Here is a 22,379-nt window from a genome sequence, read left to right on the forward strand (position 1 = left end):
TAAAGGCCAGTGAACAGCGACCACTTTACATCGTCAAAACTGCAACATTTGCCTGACAAATGGCTTTTCCACCCTTGTCGATACCGGCCAACGCTCCTAAATCAGCGCGCATGTTTATCGAGACGGAAACCACGCCCAATCCCGCCACGCTCAAGTTCCTGCCCGGGCGGCAGGTCATGGTGGCTGGAACCCGCGAATTTATCGATGAGGAACAGGCCGAAGCCTCGCCGCTGGCCGCTGCGCTGTTCAGCCTTGGCGACGTCACGGGCGTGTTCTTCGGCCGCGACTTCATCTCGGTCACCGCCGGGCATGGCGCGGGGTGGAGTGATCTGAAGCCGCAGGTCGTGGCCATGCTGCTCGATCATTTCATTTCCGAGGCTCCCCTGTTTGCCGCCGGAACCGCCGCCGGCATCGCCGTCCCGGCTGAGGAGGACTTCCCCGGCGACCGCGAAGAGGATGCCGACATCATCGACCAGATCAAGGATCTGATCGAAACCCGCATTCGCCCCGCCGTTGCCAATGACGGCGGCGATGTGGCCTATCGCGGTTTCCGCGATGGCGTGGTGTTCCTGCAGATGCAGGGCGCCTGTTCGGGCTGCCCCTCATCCTCGGCCACGCTGAAGAATGGGATCGAAAGCCTGATCAAATATTACGTGCCCGAGGTGACCGAGGTTCGCGCGGCGTGAGCCTGGCAGTGTCGGGGCCTGATCCGCGCATTGGGCGCTGGCTGGCCATTGAATGCACGACCGAGGCCTGCTCTGTGGCGTTGTTTCAGGATGGCGGGCTCGTGGCGGGCGAATACCGGCAATTGGGGCGCGGCCATGCCGAAGCGCTGGTGCCGATGATCGCCGCCTTGCCCGAACGTGGGCGGGCCGGAGCGATTGCTGTGGGTCGCGGGCCGGGCAGTTTTACCGGATTGCGTATCGGCCTTGCCGCCGCGCGGGCGCTGGGGCTGGCGTGGAACGCGCCGGTTTACGGCTATCCCACTTTGGCGCTGATCGCGTCCATGGCGCTTTTGCGTGAGCGTGGCCCGGTGCGCGTGGCCACCACCGGCGGCCATGGGGAATGGTTCACGCAAAGTTTTGATGCCCAAGGGCGCGCCTTGGACGATCTTCTCTCGCAGCACCCGGAGGCCGCGATAGCTCATGGCGAGGCGCTGATCGCGGGCAGCCAGGCCGAAGCGCTGCTGGCCGGGCGGCAGGCGGCGGGCGGCGCGGACGGACTGGCGCTGGCACTGTGGCCCGATGCGCGCGCGGTGGCGGGGTTGAACCCGGCCCATTTCTCCCACGATCTCACCCCGCTTTACGGCCGCGCGCCTGATGCCCGCCTTCCGGGCGGGCGCCTGCCCGATACGCCCGCCGTCTCCGCCGCCTGATTCGCAGGATTTGCTAAAACCATGATGCCCAAAGACGATGTTGACCGCATCATGGAGGTCATGGACGCCGCCTTTGAACCGTTTTGGGGCGAGGCGTGGAACCGAATGCAGATCGAAAGCGCGCTGGCGATCGGCAACACGCATTACTGGCTGATCGCGCCCCATGGCGCCGCGCCGGAGGAAGGCGAGGATGCGGCCGGTTTTGCGCTGGTCCGGCAGATTTTCGATGAGGCCGAACTGCTGCTTTTTGCTGTTTCGCCCCAGTGGCGCCGTCGCGGCCTTGGCGCCAGATTATTAGTCAGAGCATTAGATGACATGAAAAGATCGGGCGTCCGCAAGGTGATGCTTGAAATGCGGCGCGGCAATCCGGCCGAAACTCTTTATCGCGCCACAGGCTTCGCTCCGGTGGGCCTTCGACCTAAGTATTACCGTTGCGCCGATGGCGAGAGGATTGATGCGGTCACATTTTCCTTTCCCGCAGATGAACAGAACAACTGATTGAGCCGAAAAAAGGCATCATTCCAATGTATGTTCAAATTTTCTAATTCTGCATCTTGAATAATTCTTGAAATCGTCGCAATAGAGCCTGGTGCAGCTGGGATGGAGCTGCATAAACAAAACAAACAAAAACAGACAATCGGGTCACAAGCAAAAGAGAAGGCTACATCCCATGAGCACGATCGAAGTCGATTCCAAGGAAACCCTCATCACCCTGACGTCGGACATTGTTGCCGCGCATGTCAGCAACAACAGCGTCAGCGTTGAGGAAGTTACCGCCCTCATCACCAATGTTTTCAATGCCCTGTCGGGTCTTGGTCAACCTTCGGCTCCGGTGGAAACGCCGCCCGAACCGGCTGTCTCGATCCGCGCTTCGGTCAAGCCCGATCACATTGTGTGCCTTGAAGACGGCAAGAAGCTCAAGATGCTCAAGCGCCACCTGGCGACTCACTACAATCTGACCCCGGAACAGTATCGCGCGCGCTGGAACCTGCCCGCCGACTATCCGATGGTTGCCCCCAACTATGCCGAAAAGCGCCGCGAACTGGCCAAGTCGATCGGCTTGGGCCGCAAGCCCAGCGTGAAGCGCGGCCGCAAGCCCAAGGCTGCTGCCTGAGGCGACCGGCGATACGGGGGTTTTGCCACCGTTTATCACCGCATAGCAGGTTGAAGTTTTGCCCTGCCGGCTCCATAGTCGGTAGGGCAAACCTTTTTAAAGACACGGACCCTCAGTGCATCAGCAAATCGACATCGAAACCCTTTGCCAGCAGCGCGGCCTGCGCATCACCGAGCAACGCCGCGTGATCGCCAAAGTGCTGTCGGAGAGCGACGATCACCCCGATGTAGACCAGCTGCACGCGCGCGCAACGGCGGTCGATCCGGGCATTTCGATTGCCACGGTCTATCGCACGGTGCGCCTGTTCGAAGAAGCGGGCATTCTGGACCGCCACGATTTCGGCGATGGCCGCGCCCGCTATGAGGCCGCGCCCGAGGCGCATCATGACCATCTGATCGATGTGGAAACCGGGCATGTGATCGAATTCGTCGATCCCGAGCTGGAAGCACTGCAGCGTCAGATTGCCGAGAGGCTGGGCTATCGTCTGGTCGACCACCGGCTCGAACTGTTCGGGGTCAAGCTGGAACGCGAAACCAAAAAGTGAAGAAAAGGGCGGGGTCCAATCCCCGCCCTTTCTTTATTCAGACAAATTCCTCGGTATCCATGGTCGCCTGCATCGCGGCGGGATAGCGCGGGCCGGAAACGGTGTGCTGGTTGATCAGCCCGTCCAGCTCGGCCAGCGTGGCCTGCGAAGGGCGCCAGTCAGGGCGCTGGATATTCTCGCGCAGGTGATCGGGGTTGGTCGTGCCGGGGATCACATGCACATGATCGCCCCGCGAAAGCACCCATGCCAGCGACAATTGCGCAGGCGATACCCCTTCCCGCCCGGCAATGGCGTTGAACGCATCGACCAGCGCGAGGTTCTTGGGCCAGTTTTCGCCATTGAAGCGCGGATGCGTGCGGCGCAGATCCTTGTCCTCCAGCGCCGAGGGCTCGCGCATCCCATTGGCCAGCACCCCGCGCGCCAGCGGGCTGAACGCCACCAGCGCCACGCCCAGCTCACCGCAGGCCTGCAGTACCCCCAGTTCGGGGTTGCGGGTCCAAAGCGAGTATTCGGTCTGAACGGCGGTGACGGGGCAGACGGCATGAGCTTTGCGCAACGTGTCCGCGCTCATTTCCGACAGGCCATAGCCGCCGATCTTGCCGGCTGCGATCAGGTCGCCCATCGCGCCCGCGCTCTCCTCGATGGGAACGGTAAAATCACGGCGGTGCATGTAATAGAGGTCGATATGGTCGGTCTGGAGCGCCTTCAGGCTCTTTTCCACCTCGGCCTTGATCGTCTCGGGCTTGCAATCGACATAGCGGCGCTGACCATCGGCAATCAGGCCCATCTTGCTGGCCAGAAAGAATTCCTTGCGCCGCCCCTTCAGGGTTTCGCCGATCAGTTCCTCATTCTTGCCGCCGCCATAAAGTCGGGCTGTGTCGAGATGGCCATAGCCCAGATCGAGCGCCAGATGCAGCAGCTTGGCGGACTCTTCGGGCGGCGGCGGCGCGGCATAGGCCCAGCTGACATTCATGCAGCCAAGGCCGATGGGGTTCACATCCTTGCCACCAAGTTTGCGGGTGATGGGCATTGGGGGATCCTTATTCAATGGCGGGTTTTATGCCTCCGGCGGGCAAAGGGACTCGTCCCTTTGCAATCCCATTACCGGGTTTGTCGAAGGGACGGCATTGGAAATGACATGATATGATAAAAGCCTGCGACGCGGCGAGGTTACACTCGATAGCGCCGCAGGCTTTTACATTTCAACGCCGCGTCCGACACGTAAGGCCGAACCATAAACGCAACGAAGACAGTAACGGGAGCGCGAGGGACGAGTCCCTCGCATCATTCCACTTACTTCTTCATCGCATTCAACTGCACTTCCAACTCACCCAGCACGCGATAGCAATCGAGCACCTTGCCCACCGACGAGTTCGGCTCGCGGCCTTCGCGGATAGCGGCAATGAATTCGCGGTCCTGCAATTCGATGCCGTTCATCGACACATCGACCTTCGACACGTCGATGGCGTTTTCGCGGCCGTCGACCAGATCGTCATAGCGCGCGATATAGGTGGCGGTGTCGCCGATATAGCGGAAGAAGGTGCCCAGCGGGCCGTCATTGTTGAAGGACAGCGAGAGGGTGCAGATCGCGCCCGACTCGGCCTTGAGCTGGATCGACATATCCATCGCGATGCCCAGCGTGGGATGATAGGGACCTTCGATGGCATTGGCGGCGACGATCTTGCCCGCCTGATAGGCGAACAGGTCAACCGTATGCGCGGCATGGTGCCAGAGCAGGTGATCCGTCCAGGAACGCGGCTCGCCCTTGGCGTTCATGTTGCTGCGGCGGAAGAAGTAGGTCTGCACATCCATCTGCTGGATGTTGAACTCGCCCGCCGTGATCTTGTTATGCACATACTGGTGGCTGGGGTTAAAGCGGCGCGTGTGGCCCACCATGCAGGTCTTGCCGGTTTCCTGCGAAACCTTGAGCACTTCCTGCGCATCGGCCCAGCTGTCGGCCAGCGGGATTTCGACCTGCACATGCTTGCCCGCCTTCATGCAGGCGATGGCCTGCGCGGCGTGCATCTGGGTGGGGGTGCAAAGGATCACCGCGTCCACATCATCACGGGCCAGCGCATCATCCAGTTCGGTCGAGCTGTGCTTGGCGCCATACTTGGCGGCAACCGCAGCGGCCTGTTCGCCGGTGCGGCTGATGATCGAGGTGATTTCAACGCCGTCGATGTTCTTCAGGCCATCGAGGTGCTTTTCGCCAAAGGCGCCGGCGCCGGCAAGGGCAATACGCATGAGAGGATACTCCGTGATAGGAATGGCCGGAGCGCCATGCAGCCCCCCGGCATCGGGAATTACTCGGCAGGTTCCAGCACGATATGGCCGATGGCCGTATTGCTGCACGGGATATGGTAATGGCGGTGAAGGGTTTTCACCTTCTTGCCCATCGCGCCGCGCATGATCAGCCACATCACCATTTCAATGCCTTCGCTGCCGGTTTCGCGCAGGTATTCGATATGCGGGATATGGCGCACATCGTCATTGTCGCTTTCCAGCATGTCGAGGAACTTGTTGTCCCATTCGCGGTTGAGCAGGCCCGCGCGCGGTCCCTGAAGCTGGTGGCTCATGCCGCCCGTGCCCCAGATCTGGACGTTGAGATCTTCGGGGAAGCTCTCGACCGCCTTCTTGATCGCCTCGCCGATCGCCCAGCAACGGTTGCCCGAGGGCACCGGATAGGTCACGACGTTGACAGCAAAGGGAATAACCTTGCAGGGCCACTTTTCAGGCTGACCGAACATCATCGAGAGCGGCACGGTCAGGCCGTGATCGACATCCAGCTTGTTGAAGATGGTCATGTCGAAATCGTCGAGAATCAGGCTCTGGGCGATATGCCATGCCAGATCGGGATGACCTTCGACCTCGGGCACCGGGCGCGGGCCCCAGCCCTCGTCGCAAATGCCGAAACGCTCGCCGCAACCGATGGCGAAAGTGGGCACGATGTTCATGTCGAAATAGCTGGCATGGTCATTATAGACCAGCACGACGACATCGGGCTTTTCAGCCTTTTCCCATTCGCGCGTCCAGTCATAGCCACGGAAGATCGGGCCGAAATAATCGTCCTTTTCCTTGCCCTGATCCACGGCCACGCCCAACAGGGGCACGTGGCTGGAGCCGACACCGGCGGTAATCTTGGCCATCTTCTCTCCCCTTAGTTTTTTTGAGCGGCCGCGGCGGCGGCGGCAAGATTTTCGCGGATCGAGCGGTTGCCCTCGGGCTTGCGCCCGCCATCCAGCATCATCTGGCGATATTCGGGCCAGGTCATGTCGGTCATCGTGCTGCATGCCTCGGCAAAGGGAATGCCGTCGGCCGAAAACAGCTTCGACAGGTAATAGACGTTGCCGCCCAGATCGAGCAGCGCGTTGTAATCACGGCGCAGGAGCGCCTGCTTGCCTTCCTCGGAAATATCCCATTCGTCCAGATAGGCGCGCTCGTCCTTCTTGAAACGCTCGCGGTTTTCCGGCTTCATCATGCTCATGGCAAACTGGTTGATCCAATAGCCACGGCGCGCACGTTGCGCGGTATAGACGCGGGTGCCGGGAATATCTTCGAATTCGGCCAGATATTCGTGAATATTCTGTGTGGGGTTCTCAGCCATCTTCATTCTCCCAAACCCGTCCCCGCCCGGTTGCTGCCGGACGGGGCAGGTCGTTGATTACAGGCCGCGCGCCTTCAGCTTGGCGTCCAGACGCGGGAACACACGGCGGGCATTGCCCTCGAAGATGGCGTGGCGTTCGGCATCCGAAATATCCAGCGCATCGACATACCGCTTGGTGTCGTCGAAATAGAAACCGGTGGTGGGATCGATCCCGCGCACCGCGCCCACCATTTCCGACCCGAACAGGATGTTCTTGTTGTCGATCACATCGGCCAGCAGGTTGATGCCGGGCTGATGATAGACGCAGGTGTCGAAAAAGATGTTGTTCATCAGATGGGTGTCGAGCGACGGCTTTTTCAGCATGTCGGCAAGGCCCCGATAACGACCCCAGTGATAAGGCACCGCGCCGCCACCATGCGGGATGATGAAGCGCAGCGTGGGGAAGCGGCTGAACAGATCGCCTTCGAGCAATTGCATGAAGGCAATCGTGTCGGCCGCGATGTAATAGCCGCCCGTGGCATGCATCGCCGGGTTGCACGAACCCGAAACGTGGATCATCGCCGGAACGTCAAGTTCGACCATCTTCTCATAGAAGGGGAACCAGTATTCGTCGGTCAGCGGCGGATGCTTGAAATGGCCGCCGCCCGGATCGGGATTCAGGTTGCAGCCGATAAAGCCCATCTCGTTGACGCAGCGCTCCAGCTCCTTGATCGAGTTGGTCAGATCCGCCTCAGGCGATTGCGGCAACATGCAGACAGGCTCGAACACGCCCGGGAACAGATCCACCACGCGCCCGATCAGATCATTGCAGGCCTGCGCCCAGGGAACGGCCACGCTCTGATCGCCGACATGCGGGGCCATCGCGCTGGCGCGGGGCGAAAAGATGGTCAGGTCCGCGCCGCGTTCCTTGATGAGGCGAAGCTGGTTGGCCTCAATCGTCTCACGGATTTCATCGTCGCTGATCTTCGGATAGGCCGGAGCAGCAACGCCGGCCTTGAAGGCGGCCTTCTGTTCCTCACGCCACGCGTCATGCCCCTTGGGCAGAACGGTGTAGTGGCCATGACAGTCAATAATCAGGCTCACGGGGGTTTACTCCTTTCCCTCGATCAATCTCTCTTTACGGCCCGCCATGTCGCGCTGGCGCAGAACGGTGCCGTTGGTCATCATCGGCTCGATGCCAAGCCCGGTCAGGGTCTTGGCCGATTCCTCCATCTCGGCGGCGCGGCGCACGCCATGCGTCACCATCCGCTCGATGTTATAGGCCGCACGTTTGGCCCAGGGCCAAGCCTTCTCGCTGGCGTCCAGACTGGAGAGCACCTCATCGACCACCCCAGCTTCCTGCGCGGCCAGCATCATTTCGGCGGTCAGCGCCTCGATGCCCTTGACCATCACGCTGCGGATCATCTTGATCGCGGATGCCCGGCCCACTTCATCGCCCACGATGCGGATATTATTGAAACCGGCCTCGCGCAGCATGGCTTCGGCCCGCCCCGCCTCACGCCCGGCCAGCAGCAGCGGCACATTCAACCGCGCCGGATCGACCGGGGCCAGCACCGCGACGTCGACATAGCAGCCGCCAGCCGCTTCGATTGCGGCGGCGGCTTCGCGCTTGGTGCCCGGCGCCACGGAATTGCAGTCGGCCCAGATTGCGCCCTTGGGCAGGAATGCGGCATAGCCCTGTGCGGCGGGCAACGCGCTGTCGGCCGTCACCAGCGAGAGGACCATCGCACGCCCGGCCAGAGCCTCCTGCGCATCGCGCGCCACCATCAGCCCGTCCTGCGCGGCCAGCGCCAGCCTTTCGGGGCGCACATCCCACACACCGGCGCGCGCATTGCCGCCCGCCCCGTCCGCTGCCTCACCCCAGCCGCCCGCGCGGGCAAAGGTGGAGCCTGCCTCGCCATAGCCGATCAGGAATATAGTATGTGACACGAACGAATCTCCTTATTGCAACAGCCATGCCGCCAAGCCTCGCGCGCGCACCAATCGAAAGGCATCCGCCACCATAAGTTTTTACAAAGCCCGTCAGCTTTGCCCATCGTTCAGCTTTGGCCGGCTCCGCATTCGCGCAGCATCGCCACAAAGGCCTCCTGTGTTGCGGTCGGCCGCCAGCCCGCCCGCGTGGTGATCCCGATGCTGCGCGTAAAGCCCGAAACGAGATCGCGCGCGGTCAACACGCCCGCGTCCAGCTCGACCGCTACCTGCGACCGGCTGAGCAGGGTCAGGCTGTCGCTGTCGAGCAGCAATTGCCGGATCGTCATCACCGACCCGCATTCGATGGCCACGCGCGGCGGCTCGGCCCCCAGCGCGCGCAGCATCGTCTGCCAATGGCGGCGCAGCGGTGTTTCGGAACCCGGCAATATCCACGGATAATCCGCCAGTTCCGCCCCCGGCTCGGCCACAGACTCCAACGGATGGCCCTTGCGCATCACCAGCACCGGCGTATCGGCGAACACAGCCTCGCCCGCCAGCCCTTCGGCCTCGGCCCCTTCGCGCAGGGCGCCCAGCATCAGGTCGATTTCGCCATCGCGCAGCGGGCCGGACAATTCGCCATGGCTCCCTTCGACCACCATCACGCCCACACCGGGATATTCGCGGGCAAACCGGCTGATCGCCTCGGGCAACCAACGCGCGCGCGACAAAGGCATCGCACCCACGATGATGCGCCCGGCCGCCTTGCCCTGCCATGTAGCCACCTCGGCCAGGCCCGCGCGCAATTCGGCCATGGCAAGGCCAAATCCGCGCGCGCGCCGCTGCCCGGTGGGGGTCAGCGCGACATGCTGCCCGCGCCGGTCCACCAGCCTTTGGCCCAGCGCTACCTGCAGATCGGCCACCGCGCGGTGAAGGCTGGCCGAGGACAGGCCAGTCGCCTCGGCCGCCCCGGCATAGCTGCCCGCGCGGGCCAGCGCGAGCAGCGCGCGAAGCTGAGTTCCGGTGACACGCGGGCTGCCGATATGGTCAATCGCAGCCTCGGCGCGCGGGGCCATCAGCAGCGCCGGTTCGGTGGCCGTCATACCTTGCGCGCTGCGTTCAAACAGGGTCACGCCAAGGCTCGCCTCAAGACCAGCGATGGCCTGGGTCAGAGCTGGCTGGGTCAGGTTTACCGCGCGGGCGGCGCGCGTCAGACTGCCATGGCGCACGGTCGCGGCCAGCGCGGCAAAATGGCGGATATTAAGCGGGCGATCCCCGATTCCATTTTCGATCATGCTCGCACATTTAGCAGAAACTTATGACCTTAGACAACTTCGCATTGGAGCGTGACGGCGCCCCGGCGCATGTCGCATGCCAGCCAACCTATCGACCATCCAGAGAGGATCTTCATGTCTTCCATCGTCGTCCAGAACATCGAGCGCGCACCCCTTGATGTCATCGACGGCCTCGCCGCCTGCGGCGTTGCCACCGTTCACGAAGCGCAGGGCCGCAAGGGCCTGCTGGCCAGCTACATGCGCCCGATCTATCCCCGCGCGCGCATCGCGGGCAGCGCCGTGACGATCAGCGCCGCCCCCGGCGACAACTGGATGGTCCATGTCGCCATCGAACAGCTGAAAGAAGGCGACATCCTCGTCCTTGCCCCCACCTCGCCTTGCGAAGACGGCTATTTCGGCGACCTTCTGGCCACCAGCGCGCAGGCGCGCGGCTGTCGCGGTCTGGTCATTGATGCAGGCGTGCGCGACGTGCGCGACCTGACCGACATGAACTTCCCCGTCTGGTCCAAGGCCGTCTATGCCCAAGGCACCGTCAAGAACACGCTGGGCAGCGTCAACGTCCCCATCATCTGCGCCAACCAACTGGTCAACGCGGGCGACGTGATCGTGGCCGATGACGATGGCGTCTGCGTCGTGCGCCGCGAGGAAGCCGCCGAAGTGCTCAAGGCCGCGCAGGCCCGCGAGGCCAACGAGGCCGCCAAGCGCGAGAAGCTGGCCGCCGGGGTGCTGGGGCTCGACATCTACAACATGCGCGAGCGGTTGGAGAAGGAAGGGTTGAAGTACGTTTGACTTTGGGTGCTTAATAAAGTGCCTCCGGCGGGCCAAGGGACTCGTCCCTTGGCAATCCCGTTAATGGGGATGCGCCTCGTTTGCTAAGAGGCATTTTTGGACGAGGCCATTGTTAAAGCCTGCGGCGCGGCGGCGTTGCGCTGATTGGCGCCGCAGACTTTCATTACCAAACGCCGCGTCCGACACCCAAACGCCCAACCCGAAGCGCAGCAAAGACAGTAACGGGAGCGCGAGGGTCTAGACCCTCGCATTTCTTCCTTATCTATTAGGAACCATTCCCATGCCCACCAACCTCTCCTCCCCCTGTATGTGGATGCGCGGCGGCACCAGCAAGGGCGGCTATTTCCTGAAATCCGACCTGCCTGCGGACACCGCCACGCGCGATGCGTTTTTGCTGGGCGTGATGGGTTCGCCCGATCCGGTGCAGATCGACGGCATGGGCGGCGCTGATCCGCTGACCAGCAAAGTGGCCGTGGTCAGCAAATCCGAGCGTCCCGGCATTGACGTGGACTATCTGTTTTTGCAGGTTTTCGTCGATCAGGCGATTGTGACCGACGCGCAGAATTGCGGCAATATTCTGGCCGGTGTCGGCCCCTTTGCGATTGAACGCGGGCTGATCCAAGCTACGGGCGAAGAAACCCGCGTGGCGATCTTCATGGAAAACACCGGGCAGGTGGCCGTCGCCACGGTCCAGACGCCGGGCGGCGTGGTGTCATATAAGGGCGAGGCGAAAATCGACGGCGTTCCCGGCAGCCATGCTCCCGTCCCGCTGGAATTTCGTGACACGGCCGGTTCCTCCTGCGGCGCGCTGCTGCCCACCGGCAATGCAGTGGACGAGGTCAATGGCGTGCGCGTCACGCTGATAGACAACGGGATGCCCTGCGTTGTGTTCAAGGCTGAAGATGTCGGCATCACCGGCTATGAGGACCGCGACCGGCTGGACGCCCACACCGAGCTGAAAGCGAAGATCGAGGCGATCCGTCTGGCTGTGGGGGAGCGAATGAATCTTGGCGATGTGAAGGAAAAATCCGTCCCCAAGATGATGCTGGTGGCCCCGCCCAAGAACGGCGGCGCGGTCACGGTGCGCAGCTTCATCCCCCATCGCGCCCATGCCACGATCGGCGTTCTGGGCGCGGTGTCCGTGGCCACGGCCTGCCTGCTCAAGGGCTCGCCCGCCGCCGAGGTGGCGCAGATCCCCGAAGGTGCGCGCAAGACCCTGTCGGTCGAGCATCCCACCGGCGAGATGACCTGCGTGCTGGAAACCGATGAAGCGGGCGATGTGAAGACCGCTGCCCTGCTGCGCACCGCGCGCAAGCTGATGGACGGCACCGTTTTCGGATAATCAGGAGAGATCAATGTCTGAACGTATCACCAGCTGGCACGGCAATCCGTCCAAGCCGACCTATACCCCGCCGCCGGGCGCGATTGATGCGCATTGCCATGTGTTTGGCCCAATGGCCGACTTCCCCTTCAGCCCCAAGGCGAAATATCTGCCCGAAGACGCCGGCCCGGACAAGCTGTTCGCCCTGCGCGATCATCTGGGCTTTTCGCGCAATGTGATCGTTCAGGCCTCGTGCCACGGCACCAACAATGCCGCTACGCTCAACGGCATCGCGGTGTCGGGCGGGAAAGCGCGCGGCGTGGCCGTGGTCGATCCGGCGATCAGCGACGAGGAAATCGCGGCTCTCCACGAAGGCGGGATGCGCGGCATCCGCTTCAACTTTCTCAAGCGTCTGGTCGATGACGCGCCCAAGGACAAGTTCCTTGAAGTGGCCCATCGCCTGCCCAAGGACTGGCACATCGTCATCTATTTCGAGGCCGATATCCTTGAAGAGATGCGCCCCTTCATCGCCGCCCTGCCGCGTCTGGTGGTGGTCGATCACATGGGCCGTCCCGATGTGACCCAAGGCCCCGATGGCGCCGACATGAAGGCTTTCCGCAGCCTGCTCGACAGCCGCCCCGACATCTGGTTCAAGCCGACCTGCCCTGATCGCCTCGATCTGGCCGCAGGCGATCCTTGGGACAATTTCGCCCGCGCCGTCGCGCCGCTGGTGGCCGATTATTCGGACCGCTGCATCTGGGGCACCGATTGGCCGCATCCGAACATGGAAAAGGCGATCCCCGACGATGGCCATATCGTCGACATGATCCCGCGCATCGCGCCCACCGCCGAGCTTCAGCAAAAACTGCTCGTTACCAATCCGATGCGGCTTTACTGGCCCGAAGAACTCTGATGCCTTGAGGGGAAGGCGGGCGTACAGCCCCCTTCCCCTTCCTGCGCGCATGGGGCAAAAGGCCGCCATGCCGCATTCGCTCCCCGATCTCGAAGCATGGGCCATCTTTGCCAAAGTGGCCGAATGCGGCAGTTTCAGCCGCGCGGGCGAGCAGTTGGGCCTTGCCAAGACGACCGTGTCCAAGGCCGTAACAAGGCTGGAACACAGGATGCGCGCCAGCCTCTTCCACCGCACCACGCGCAAATTGTCGCTGACCGAAACGGGCCGCCTTGCGCTGGAGCGGGCAGCGCGCATTCTGATCGACGGCGCGGCAATCGAGGCCGATATTCTGGACGAAGCCGCCATCCCGCGCGGCCTTGTGCGCATCGCCACGATCAGCGCTTTGGGCGTTGAAGTGATCGCGCCGGTGCTGCCGGAGTTCCTCAAGGCCAATCCGGAGATCGAGGTCGATCTGGTGCTGACCGAAAACCGGGTCGATCTGGTGGCCGAAGGGTTCGATGCGGCCATTCAGGTAGGGCTCGACGGCGATTCCGCCAGCCTGCGCGCGCTTCGCCTGTCCTCGCTGCGCCGCCCGCTCGTGGGGGCGCCCGAATTGCTCGAGCGGCTGGGGACGCCCCGCACGCCGCATGATCTGACCCGCTATCCCGCCGTCTTACCCAGCCACATCGCCAACAGCCACGAATGGCAATTCGCCCGAGGCGACGAGGATCCTGTGACCGTGCGCGTCAATGGCCGCTATCGCGCCAACCATGCCGATGCGCTGGTGCCTGCGCTGGTGGCGGGGGTGGGCATCGGGCTGATGGCGGAATATTTCGTGTGGGATCATGTCCGCGCGGGCCGCCTGATCGAATTGCTGCCGGATTGGAGCACGCCGCCCGGCCCGCTCTATCTGATCACGCCGCCGGGCCGGGCGCGCCCCGCGCGGGTGCGCGCGCTGCTGGATTTTCTGCGCCCGCATCTGACCCTGCCGAAATGGGCCAATGGATACAAAGATTGAGTGGTCATTATAGTCAATTGGGAAACACTATTATGCCGCCGGGGCGGATAATCCTTGACGCTGCGCTGCACTATAACACAATTGTCAGTATCAGGACGGGTTGCCTCTGGCCCGCCCTTGCAAAACTTCCTGTCGGCCCCCGGAAATCCGTCAGGAAGAGGAACGAAAGCTACCCATGACTCAATCCCTTACAAAGCCGCGGGCATCGGCAAAGATGGCCATGGCTTTGACTGTCTCCCTGCTGGCCGGGCCGATGCTGGCCGGTTGCGCCGCCCTGCCCCATGACAGGCCGCAGTTTAGACCCCGCGAGGCCGCCGACCTGGGGTTGACCAATACGGCGCCTGTGCCGGTGGCCGCCGACTGGTGGCAGGCGCTGGGCGACCCCCAGCTTGACCGCATCATGGCCGATGCGCTGGCGGGCAATCCTTCGCTGGACGAGGCCGCCGCAAGGCTGCGCATGGCGGGCCAGTTGATCGCCTCGGCGCGTTCAGGCCTGTTGCCGCAGGTCTCTGCCGATGCCTCGGCGATGGATCAGCGCCTGTCGAACCGCTATATCTATCCCGCGCCGCTGGGCGGATCGTGGACGTGGATTTCCAATGCGCAGGCCAATCTGGACTGGTCGCTTGATCTGGCCGGACGGCAAAAGGAACTGGTGCTGGCCGCCAAGGTCTATACCCACGCCAACGAGCTGCAATTGGCCGCCGCCCGCGTGGCGCTGGCGGGCAATGTCGCGCAGGCCTATGTCAATTTCGCCCGCGCCGAGGAACAGGCCCGGATCGCGCGTGAATTCGTCGCCTCGCGCTCGGCCTCGCTGCGGATCGTGACGGGGCGGCGCGATGCGGGCCTTGGCAATGAATTCGACATCGCCAGCGCGCGCACCCTGCAGTCTGAGGCCGAACAGGCGCTGACCCGCGCGCTGGGCGCAAGAGCGCTGGCCGTTCATGCGCTGGCCGCTCTGGTCGGGCGCGGGCCTGATTACAGCGCCGGGCTGACCGCGCCGACGCTGGCGCCGGACAAGGCGCTGCCCGTTCCCGAAACCCTGCCCGCAGATCTGCTGGCGCGCCGGGCCGATCTGCTGGCCGCGCGCGAACAGGTCAAACTGGCGATGGCGGGCGAGAAGATCGCCAAGACCGATTTCTATCCCAACGTCAATCTGCGGGCTTTTGTGGGCGCGCAGGCGCTGGGCATCGGCTCGCTGTTCACCGGCAGCGCACTGACGGGCGGGTTTGGCCCCGCCATCCATCTGCCGATCTTTTCGGGCGGGGCGATCCGCGCGCAATATCGGCAGGCTGTGGCAGGCGCCGACATTGCCATTGCCCAGTATAACAAGGCGGTGGTGGGCGCGGTGCGTGAGGCGGCCGATGCGCTTTCGGGCGTAGACACCAACCGGGCGGATGCGCGCCAGCAGGCCGAGATCCTCGCCGGGCTGGAAAAAACCGTTTCGCTCGACAAGGTGCGGCTGCAATCAGGCCTCTCGACCAATCTGGACGTGCTGAGCGCGGGCGAACGCCTGCTCGCCGCGCGTCAGGCGCAGGTCGATCTGGCCGCCGATGGGGCCGTCAAACGCATTCAGTTGCTGATCGCGCTGGGCGGCGGGTTTGCCCCGATCCCCGATCAGCAGGCGGGCGCCCTCGCCCCGGCCGGAAAGTAATCGCCATGAACCAGCAAAACCATTCTTTTGACAAGGACAATACCTCCGCCATGGCCGACAGCTACAGCCCTCCCCCGGCCAAGAACGCCGCCCGCCGCAAAGGCCTTTTGATGCTGGGCGTAGCGGCTCTGGTCGGCCTTGCCGGTTACGGTGTCTATACGATGATGAGCGCGGCCAACGAGGAAACCGATGACGCCTATGTCGCGGGCAATGTCACGCAGATCACCGCGCGCGATCCCGGCACCGTCATTGCGGTCCATGCCGAAAGCACGCAGGGCGTGAAGGCGGGCCAGCCGCTGGTCGATCTCGATCCGGCGCTGGCGGATGCGCAACTGGCCGCGGCCGAGGCCGAACTGGCCCGCGCGGCGCGCACGGTGCGCTCGGGCTTTACCAAGGTGGGCACTGCCGATGCCGAAATCGCGCAGGCCGAGGTTCGCCTTGCCGCCGCCAGGAGCGATCTGACGCGCCGCGAAAAGGCTGTCTCCTCGGGCGCCATTTCCGCCGAAGAAGTCGCCCATGCCGGCGAGGCCGTGCGCATGGCCCAGGCCAATCTGGATCTGGCGCGCAGCCATCGAGCGGACGCGGAAAGCACAGTGGGCGGCACCGATGTGGCGGGCAATCCGGCGGTTCTGGCCGCGATCGCGGCGGTCAAGCGCGCGGCCATCGTGCGCTCACATATGCATCTTTCCTCGCCCGTCGATGGCGTGGTGGCCCAGCGCGCCGCGCAGGTGGGCCAGCAGGTGGCGCCCGGCGCACCGCTGATGTCGGTGGTGCCGCTGCGCAAGGTCTGGGTGGACGCCAATTTCCGCGAGACGCAGCTGGCCAATCTGCGCATCGGACAATCGGCCACGCTGCATTCCGACGCCTATGGCAAGAAGGTGGTGTTCCACGGCAAGGTCATCGGCCTTTCGGCTGGTTCGGGCGCGGCCTTCGCGCTGCTGCCCGCGCAGAATGCCAGCGGCAACTGGATCAAGGTGGTCCAGCGTGTGCCGGTGCGCATCGCGCTTGACCCCAAGGAACTGGACGCACACCCGCTGCGCCTCGGCCTGTCGGTGACGGTGAAGGTCGACACTTCGCAGGGCACCGGACAGCCTGTGACCGCGATCCCCGCCGCCGCGCAGGCCAGTGAACCCGTCGATACCGTCAGCCCCGAGATCGAGGCGCGCATCCGCCGGATCATCGCGGCCAACGCCGGCCGCTGAAGGCAGAGGTCATGAGCCAATCTCCCTCGCAAGATCTGGACGCGAGCGAATTCGCGGTTGAGGATAACAGCCCCTCGCCCGCAACGCCCCCGCCGCTGCATGGCGCGGCGCTGTTTTCGGCGGCCTTCGCCCTTGCGCTGGGCACCTTTATGCAGGTGCTGGATTCCACCATCGCCAATGTTGCGCTCAACACGATCTCGGGCAATCTGGGCGAGGCGAGCAGCACGGCGACATGGGTAATTACCGCCTTTGCCGTGGCCAATGGCGTGACCGTGCCGCTGACCGGGTGGCTGATGCGGCGCTTTGGCGTGGTGAACACGTTCATCGCCTCGGTGGCGCTCTTCACGCTGGCCTCGTTCCTTTGCGGGATTGCCTGGTCGCTGCCTTCGCTGATCGTGTTCCGCCTGTTGCAGGGCGCGGTTTCGGGTCCGATGATTCCGGGCAGCCAGGCGCTGCTGCTGGCAATTTTCCCGCCCGAAAAGCGCACCGTTGGCCTGTCGATCTGGTCGATGACCGCGCTGGTCGGGCCGGTGCTGGGGCCGATCCTTGGCGGTTATATTTCCGACAATTATCACTGGGGCTGGATCTTCCTTATCAACGTACCGGTGGGTTTCATCACCGTGGGTGTGCTGATGGCGCGGATGCGGGCCTATAATACGCCGCCGGTCAAGCTGCCCTTCGACTGGGGCGGGGTGGCGCTGTTGATCCTGTGGGTCGGCTCGCTTCAGGTCGTGCTCGACCTTGGCAAGGATGAGGACTGGTTCAATTCCACCTTCATCTGCGCGCTGTCGGTGGTGGCGGTCCTTGGCTTCTTTGCCTGGCTGATCTGGGAATTGACCGAGGAGCACCCGGCGGTCGACCTCACCTTGTTCAAGAGCCGCAATTTCGCCATCGGCACGCTGTGCTTCTGTCTGGGCTATGGCTTCTTCTTTGCCAGCAACCTGCTGATGCCGCTCTGGCTGCAGACCCAACAGGGCTATACCGCGACATGGGCGGGGCTGGTGTCGGCGCCTGCGGGCATGGTGGCTTTTTTGCTGGCGCCTTTGGTGGCACGGGCGGCGGGTACGCTCGATCTGCGTTATGTCGCCACCTATGCGCTGCTGGCCTTTGCGGTGTCCTATATGATGCGCACCGGCTTTGCCCCCGATACCGACCTTTGGCATTTCGTCCTGCCCTCGATCGTTCAGGGCACGGCGATGGGCACGTTCTTCATGTCGATGACCACGCTGTCGTTTGACCGGCTGGGGCCGCATCGCATCCCTTCGGCCACGGGCATTTCAAACTTTGCCCGTATCACCGGAGGCGCCTTTGCCGCCTCGATCACCACGACCTTCTGGGACCGGCGCGAAGTGCTGCATCAGAGCCGTCTGGCCGAGGCCGCCAATCCGGGCAATCCGGCCTATGTTCAGGCGATGGACCATCTCCAGACCATTGGCATGAGCAAGACACAGGCCACCGGCGCGCTGACCGGGCAAATGGTGAACCAGTCCTATCTGCTCTCCTCGCTCGACATTTTCTGGTTTGCGGGCATGGGCTGCATTGCCATGCTGGCGCTGCTCTGGTGCACGCGCAAACCGGCTCCTCCGCAAGGCGGCGCGGTGGTAGTAGATTAAAGAAAAGGCCGGGACGGTTGATCCATCCCGGCCTTTTTTTATGGCGTTTGAAAGCGTCTTATTCGACGTAATGCGCGCTGGTCTTTTCGCGCACTTCCTCGGCCGTAACGCCGGGGGCCAGTTCGACCAGCTTGAACGGGCTGTTGTGATCGGGCCGGGCAAAGACGGCCAGATCGGTCACGATCATGTCCACAACATTGCGCCCCGTCAGCGGCAGCGTGCAGGCGGGGATGAACTTGGGGCTGCCATCCTTGGCGCAATGCTCCATCACCACGATGATCTTCTTGACGCCCGCGACCAGATCCATCGCGCCGCCCATGCCCTTGATCATCTTGCCCGGGATCATCCAGTTGGCAATGTCGCCGCCCTCGGACACTTCCATCGCGCCAAGGACGGTCAGGTCGATATGGCCGCCGCGGATCATGGCAAAGCTCTGCGCGCTGTCGAAATAGGCCGAATGGGGCAGCTCGCTGATCGTCTGCTTGCCCGCGTTGATGAGGTCGGCATCTTCCTCACCCTCATAGGGGAACGGGCCGATGCCCAGCATGCCGTTTTCGCTCTGCAGCGTCACGGTCAACCCCTCGGGCACGTAATTGGCCACCAGCGTCGGGATGCCGATGCCAAGGTTCACATAAAAGCCGTCCTGAAGCTCACGCGCGGCGCGGGCGGCCATTTCATTGCGGTTCCAAGCCATGTTGCTCAGGCCTCCTTCGGACGGGTGGTGCGGAATTCGATCTTCTTGTCATAGCTGCCCAGCACAATGCGCTGAACATAGACGCCAGGCAGATGGATCGCATCGGGATCAAGCTGCCCCGGCTCGACGATCTCCTCAACTTCGACCACGGTGATCTTGCCGGCGGTGGCGGCGGGCACGTTAAAATTGCGCGCCGTCTTGCGGAAGATCACATTGCCCGTCGTGTCGGCCTTCCAGCCCTTCACAATGGCGAGGTCAGCGAAAATGCCCTGCTCCAGCACATATTCCTGGCCGTCAAAGATCTTGGTTTCCTTGCCCTCGGCCACCAGCGTGCCAACGCCCGTCTTGGTGTAAAAGCCCGGAATGCCCGCCCCGCCCGCGCGCAGACGCTCGGCCAAAGTGCCCTGAGGCGTAAATTCCACTTCAAGCTCGCCCGCCAGATACTGACGCTCGAACTCCTTGTTTTCGCCCACATAGGACGAAATCATCTTCTTCACCTGCCGCGTGCGCAGCAACTTGCCGATGCCCTCATTGTCGATGCCCGCATTGTTGCTGGCAAAGGTCAGATCCTTGACCCCGCTGGCCTGAATCGCATCCAGCAAACGCTCCGGAATGCCGCAAAGGCCAAAGCCCCCGCTGGCAATCAGCAAACCATCGCGCAACACCCCTTCCAGCGCAGCCTCTGCGCTGGGATAAACCTTGCTCGCCATACAGCTCCCTCTCTCTCGGGATTGATATAGGGGTGACTGTATCGAAGGAAAATGATGTGTTCTAATGATAGTTTTTTTGGGTTATTGATAGGTAGTGGTGATGTATTGGAATGTGCAGAGAAAGGTGCCTCCGGCGGGTTAAGGGCGGGGGCCCTTTGCAATCCCGTTAATGGGGTGGCGCCATGGGGTCGGCGTTGGGTGACTTCAATTTCCATCCCCAGTATCGGGATTGTTAAGGGCCCCCGCCCTTAACCCGCCGGAGGCATAAATTGAACCGCATCGCCCTCTATCACCTTGAAACCCTGCTCTGGATCGCGCGCCTCGGCACCTTTGCAGCGGCGGCGGAGAGACTGAACACCACCCAGCCCACCATCTCGGCCCGCGTACGCGAATTGGAGGCGCAGATCGGCTATCCCCTGTTCCGGCGCGAGGGGCGGCGGATGCTGCTGACGGTGCGCGGGCGGCAATTGGTGCGCGATACCGAACCGCTCTGGGCGGCGCTGGAACGGACGCTGGCGGCGGACAATCTGGCGGGCGCGCGCGGCGTCGTGCGCATCGGCACCGGCGAGATCGCGGCGGCCTCCTGCCTGCCGGGTTTCGTGGCCGAGATCGAGCATGACATGCCCGCTGTGACGCTGGACATCACGATAAGCCTGACCGCACAATTGCTGCAGGATCTGCTGGGCGCAACGAGCGACCTGGTGTTTCTGGCCGGCCCGGTGGCCAGTCCGGGGCTGCAAACCGCCTCGATCGGCGGGGTGGCGCTGCAATGGCTGGCCTCACCCACCACGGCGACGGCTATGCGCGAGGGCGCGACGCCCCCGCTCTGGTCTCTGCCCCGCCAGTCGCCGCTTCATCAGGTCATGCTCGAAACCCTCTCGGGCGATGCCCTGCCCGCGATCCGCACCTGTAACAATGCCCGGATGCTGATCGACATCATCGCGGCGGGGCAAGGCATGGCCCTGCTGCCCGAAACCATGACGCGCGAGGCGGTCGCAGACGGGCGACTGCAGGAAGTGTGGCCCCGGCCAAAACGCGGGATCGAGTTTCAGGCCGCGATCCGGGCCGAGGAGAGCGATCCGCTGGTGCTGGAGTTGTTCAGGAGGGCGGCGGGGTTGCGGATTGATCCTCGGTAGAAGGAGGAAGATTGGCCCCGGCGGGCAAAGGGACTTGTCCCTTTGCAATCCCGTTAATGGGTGCGCGCAACATGGCCGACATGCGCTAATCCGCAAAGCGGCTTTATAGCCTGCGACGCGGCAAACTTGCGCAAGGCCGAACCCATGGCGCAACAAAGACAGTATTGGGATTGTTAAGGGCCCCCGCCCTTAACCCGCCGGAGGCATAAAATCCGCGATTAAACCGCCCGCACCATCACCGACACCGAGGCCATCCCATTATCAACCGCCTCAGGCTTATCAATCCGCACACGCGCCCACAAAACCGACCCCATCCCCAGACAAGCCTCACCCAATTGCCGGGCAAAGCTCTCGATCAGATCGATGTGGGTGCGCGCCAGACACTCGGCCGCCGCGCCGATGTCGCGATAATCGACGGTTTGCTCCAGCCGCTCGATGGCGCCCACACCAAGGCCCAGTTCGGCGAAGATGACCAGCGGTTGGCGCCGCCCGATTTCGCCATGATTGACGCCGACTGCCGCCATCACCTCGAAACCCGACAGGCGCACCACCGTTTCGGCCACCTCATAGCCCGCAACAGGCGCGGGGCGCAGAGAGATCACACTATCCATACACCCCGCCTCCTGTATCAGCCCGGGAATACCACGGTGCGGTGGCCATTGAGGAACACGCGATCCTCGAGATGCGCCTTGACCGCTTCGGCCAGCACGCGGCGTTCGATATCGCGACCCTTGCGTACAAGGTCCTCGGGCGCATGGGCGTGGCTGATGCTGCCCACGTCCTGCGCGATGATCGGACCTTCGTCGAGGTCGGCGGTCACGTAGTGCGCCGTTGCACCGATCATCTTGACCCCGCGCTCATAGGCCTGATGATAGGGCTTGGCGCCCTTGAAGCCGGGCAGAAACGAGTGGTGGATATTGATGCAGCGGCCCGACAGGAAGCCCGCCAGATCGTCGCTCAGGATCTGCATATAACGCGCCAGCACCACCAGATCGGCCCCCGTTTCGGTCACGATAGCCTTGATCTGCGCTTCCTGTTGCGCCTTCGTGTCCTTGGTAATCGGCAGATGATAGAAGGGCAGATCGCCGATCAGGCTGGTGGTTATATGCTTGCGGTCATGGTTGCAGATGATCGCCACCACATCCATGTCGATCTCGCCAATGCGCCAGCGATAGAGCAGATCGCCGAGGCAGTGGTCGAATTTGCTGACCATCAGCACGACCTTCTGCCGCTCGCCATGAACGCGCAGGCGCCAGTCCATCGCATGTTCGGCGGCCAGATCGCCGAAATGGGCGCGCCATTCCTCCGCCGTATCGCCCTGAGGCAAGGCAAAGATCACGCGCATGAAGAAGCGGTCGGTCAGGCGGTCGTTGAACTGCTGGGCATCGAGAATATTGCCGCCGCGCCCCGCCAGATAGCCCGCCACCTTGGCCACAAGGCCGGGTTGGTCCCCACAGGACAGGCTCAGCGTACAAACAGTGTCGTGGTCAGACGTGGTCACTTGCATTGATCC

The 22,379-nt window shown here is 63.2% G+C and carries 24 protein-coding genes; 13 read left to right on the forward strand and 11 right to left on the reverse strand.

All coding sequences use genetic code 11. From position 1 onward, the window contains the following. The first annotated feature begins 110 nt into the window (after window positions 1–110). The 5 genes from FHW92_RS13015 to FHW92_RS13035 all read left to right on the forward strand — a co-directional run bounded on the left by FHW92_RS13015 (window position 111) and on the right by FHW92_RS13035 (window position 3,033). The gene (locus tag FHW92_RS13015) at window positions 111–686 is read left to right on the forward strand and encodes a NifU family protein (protein ID WP_168603706.1); all 576 of its coding nucleotides are present in this window, start codon (window positions 111–113) and stop codon (window positions 684–686) included. Further along, the gene (tsaB, locus tag FHW92_RS13020; protein WP_349237684.1) at window positions 683–1,375 is read left to right on the forward strand and encodes a tRNA (adenosine(37)-N6)-threonylcarbamoyltransferase complex dimerization subunit type 1 TsaB; all 693 of its coding nucleotides are present in this window, start codon (window positions 683–685) and stop codon (window positions 1,373–1,375) included. The genes FHW92_RS13015 and tsaB overlap by 4 nt, the downstream gene beginning before the upstream one ends. Window positions 1,376–1,396: 21 nt before the next feature. Then, window positions 1,397–1,873, forward strand: coding sequence for a GNAT family N-acetyltransferase (locus FHW92_RS13025; protein ID WP_246870148.1), 477 nt, complete (start codon window positions 1,397–1,399; stop codon window positions 1,871–1,873). A gap of 172 nt (window positions 1,874–2,045) precedes the next feature. Further along, window positions 2,046–2,489, forward strand: coding sequence for a MucR family transcriptional regulator (locus tag FHW92_RS13030; protein WP_168603707.1), 444 nt, complete (start codon window positions 2,046–2,048; stop codon window positions 2,487–2,489). Window positions 2,490–2,604: 115 nt separating this feature from the next. Next, complete coding sequence (locus tag FHW92_RS13035; RefSeq protein WP_168603708.1) at window positions 2,605–3,033, forward strand: Fur family transcriptional regulator; 429 nt, start codon at window positions 2,605–2,607, stop codon at window positions 3,031–3,033. Between the two features lie 37 nt (window positions 3,034–3,070). On the opposite strand, the gene FHW92_RS13040 is transcribed toward FHW92_RS13035, so the two are convergent. The 7 genes from FHW92_RS13040 to FHW92_RS13070 all read right to left on the reverse strand — a co-directional run bounded on the left by FHW92_RS13040 (window position 3,071) and on the right by FHW92_RS13070 (window position 9,840). Further along, window positions 3,071–4,063: an aldo/keto reductase gene (locus FHW92_RS13040; RefSeq protein ID WP_168603709.1), complete on the reverse strand. Its 993-nt coding sequence runs from the start codon at window positions 4,061–4,063 to the stop codon at window positions 3,071–3,073. A 263-nt stretch (window positions 4,064–4,326) separates the two neighbouring features. Next, on the reverse strand, window positions 4,327–5,277 hold the full coding sequence (locus FHW92_RS13045) for a Gfo/Idh/MocA family oxidoreductase (protein WP_168603710.1): 951 nt from the start codon (window positions 5,275–5,277) through the stop codon (window positions 4,327–4,329). A 59-nt stretch (window positions 5,278–5,336) separates the two neighbouring features. Continuing rightward, complete coding sequence (locus FHW92_RS13050) at window positions 5,337–6,179, reverse strand: class III extradiol dioxygenase subunit beta (protein WP_168603711.1); 843 nt, start codon at window positions 6,177–6,179, stop codon at window positions 5,337–5,339. Between the two features lie 11 nt (window positions 6,180–6,190). Next, entirely contained in the window at window positions 6,191–6,637 is a 447-nt protein-coding gene (gene ligA, locus FHW92_RS13055; RefSeq protein WP_168603712.1) for a protocatechuate 4,5-dioxygenase subunit alpha, read from the reverse strand. A 57-nt stretch (window positions 6,638–6,694) separates the two neighbouring features. Further along, window positions 6,695–7,720 carry an amidohydrolase family protein gene (locus FHW92_RS13060; RefSeq protein ID WP_168603713.1) on the reverse strand — a complete coding sequence of 342 codons (1,026 nt, stop codon included), beginning with the start codon at window positions 7,718–7,720 and terminating at the stop codon, window positions 6,695–6,697. 6 nt (window positions 7,721–7,726) lie between these two features. Further along, window positions 7,727–8,566 (reverse strand): NAD(P)-dependent oxidoreductase, encoded by an 840-nt coding sequence (locus FHW92_RS13065; protein WP_168603714.1) that lies wholly within the window; start codon window positions 8,564–8,566, stop codon window positions 7,727–7,729. Between the two features lie 110 nt (window positions 8,567–8,676). Beyond that, window positions 8,677–9,840 carry a LysR family transcriptional regulator gene (locus FHW92_RS13070; RefSeq protein ID WP_168603715.1) on the reverse strand — a complete coding sequence of 388 codons (1,164 nt, stop codon included), beginning with the start codon at window positions 9,838–9,840 and terminating at the stop codon, window positions 8,677–8,679. 114 nt (window positions 9,841–9,954) lie between these two features. Between FHW92_RS13070 and ligK the strand changes: the two genes are divergently transcribed. The 7 genes from ligK to FHW92_RS13105 all read left to right on the forward strand — a co-directional run bounded on the left by ligK (window position 9,955) and on the right by FHW92_RS13105 (window position 18,326). Then, on the forward strand, window positions 9,955–10,629 hold the full coding sequence (ligK, locus tag FHW92_RS13075; RefSeq protein WP_168603716.1) for a 4-carboxy-4-hydroxy-2-oxoadipate aldolase/oxaloacetate decarboxylase: 675 nt from the start codon (window positions 9,955–9,957) through the stop codon (window positions 10,627–10,629). Between the two features lie 280 nt (window positions 10,630–10,909). Continuing rightward, a complete protein-coding gene (locus tag FHW92_RS13080) occupies window positions 10,910–11,971 on the forward strand; it encodes a 4-oxalomesaconate tautomerase (RefSeq protein ID WP_282599745.1) in 1,062 nt (353 codons plus the stop codon). Between the two features lie 13 nt (window positions 11,972–11,984). Beyond that, window positions 11,985–12,863: an amidohydrolase family protein gene (locus FHW92_RS13085; RefSeq protein WP_168603717.1), complete on the forward strand. Its 879-nt coding sequence runs from the start codon at window positions 11,985–11,987 to the stop codon at window positions 12,861–12,863. Between the two features lie 67 nt (window positions 12,864–12,930). After that, entirely contained in the window at window positions 12,931–13,860 is a 930-nt protein-coding gene (locus tag FHW92_RS13090; protein ID WP_168603718.1) for a LysR family transcriptional regulator, read from the forward strand. A gap of 220 nt (window positions 13,861–14,080) precedes the next feature. After that, window positions 14,081–15,511 carry an efflux transporter outer membrane subunit gene (locus FHW92_RS13095; protein WP_246870149.1) on the forward strand — a complete coding sequence of 477 codons (1,431 nt, stop codon included), beginning with the start codon at window positions 14,081–14,083 and terminating at the stop codon, window positions 15,509–15,511. Between the two features lie 5 nt (window positions 15,512–15,516). Next, window positions 15,517–16,713, forward strand: a complete 1,197-nt coding sequence (locus FHW92_RS13100) for an efflux RND transporter periplasmic adaptor subunit (RefSeq protein WP_246870150.1) — start codon at window positions 15,517–15,519, stop codon at window positions 16,711–16,713. A gap of 11 nt (window positions 16,714–16,724) precedes the next feature. Continuing rightward, window positions 16,725–18,326: a DHA2 family efflux MFS transporter permease subunit gene (locus FHW92_RS13105; RefSeq protein WP_168603720.1), complete on the forward strand. Its 1,602-nt coding sequence runs from the start codon at window positions 16,725–16,727 to the stop codon at window positions 18,324–18,326. Between the two features lie 58 nt (window positions 18,327–18,384). On the opposite strand, the gene FHW92_RS13110 is transcribed toward FHW92_RS13105, so the two are convergent. Together FHW92_RS13110 and FHW92_RS13115 are read right to left on the reverse strand one after the other, a co-directional pair. Next, window positions 18,385–19,020 carry a CoA transferase subunit B gene (locus FHW92_RS13110; protein ID WP_168603721.1) on the reverse strand — a complete coding sequence of 212 codons (636 nt, stop codon included), beginning with the start codon at window positions 19,018–19,020 and terminating at the stop codon, window positions 18,385–18,387. Window positions 19,021–19,025: 5 nt separating this feature from the next. Beyond that, the gene (locus FHW92_RS13115; protein WP_168603722.1) at window positions 19,026–19,730 is read right to left on the reverse strand and encodes a CoA transferase subunit A; all 705 of its coding nucleotides are present in this window, start codon (window positions 19,728–19,730) and stop codon (window positions 19,026–19,028) included. A gap of 269 nt (window positions 19,731–19,999) precedes the next feature. Here FHW92_RS13115 and FHW92_RS13120 point away from each other — a divergent pair, with 269 nt between their 5' ends. Continuing rightward, window positions 20,000–20,866: a LysR family transcriptional regulator gene (locus tag FHW92_RS13120; protein WP_168603723.1), complete on the forward strand. Its 867-nt coding sequence runs from the start codon at window positions 20,000–20,002 to the stop codon at window positions 20,864–20,866. A gap of 218 nt (window positions 20,867–21,084) precedes the next feature. On the opposite strand, the gene FHW92_RS13125 is transcribed toward FHW92_RS13120, so the two are convergent. Next, a complete protein-coding gene (locus FHW92_RS13125) occupies window positions 21,085–21,477 on the reverse strand; it encodes a dihydroneopterin aldolase (protein ID WP_168603724.1) in 393 nt (130 codons plus the stop codon). A 17-nt stretch (window positions 21,478–21,494) separates the two neighbouring features. Beyond that, a complete protein-coding gene (gene purU, locus FHW92_RS13130) occupies window positions 21,495–22,367 on the reverse strand; it encodes a formyltetrahydrofolate deformylase (protein WP_349237685.1) in 873 nt (290 codons plus the stop codon). Window positions 22,368–22,379 lie beyond the last annotated feature (12 nt).

Source organism: Novosphingobium sp. SG707, assembly GCF_012275515.1.
Classification (GTDB): domain Bacteria; phylum Pseudomonadota; class Alphaproteobacteria; order Sphingomonadales; family Sphingomonadaceae; genus Novosphingobium.